The following is a 258-nucleotide window of genomic DNA, read 5'->3' as shown; positions in this document are numbered from 1 at the left end:
TAAACGCAGCTCCGGGCTCATGCTGTCCAGGTTATTAAATAACCAGCGCAGATAGCCCGGATCGCGTTCGGCAACGTCGGAAACCGCTTTGCCACGGTATTTGCCAAAGGTGAAGGTCGTCATCAACGACGGACGTCCGGTGATATCGGCCATCTGTTCTGCCGTCCAGCCGGAGGTGTTCATAATATCGATAAGCAACGCGGCGGTGATATAACAGTCATACAACGCGCGGTGATGATGCAGGCCCGGCGGCGTCTG

Annotated in this window: 1 protein-coding gene; it reads right to left on the bottom strand. The window is 55.8% G+C overall.

Annotated features, from left to right (window positions below; all coding sequences use genetic code 11):
• The coding region (locus FN960_RS24360; RefSeq protein ID WP_221936870.1) for an exodeoxyribonuclease X C-terminal domain-containing protein at positions 1-258 on the bottom strand (258 nt) is incomplete at both ends.

This window comes from Alkalicoccobacillus porphyridii, from assembly GCF_007293315.1.
GTDB classification, from domain to species: domain Bacteria; phylum Bacillota; class Bacilli; order Bacillales; family Bacillaceae_D; genus Alkalicoccobacillus; species Alkalicoccobacillus porphyridii.
This window is presented reverse-complemented; position numbering and strand designations above follow the sequence as displayed.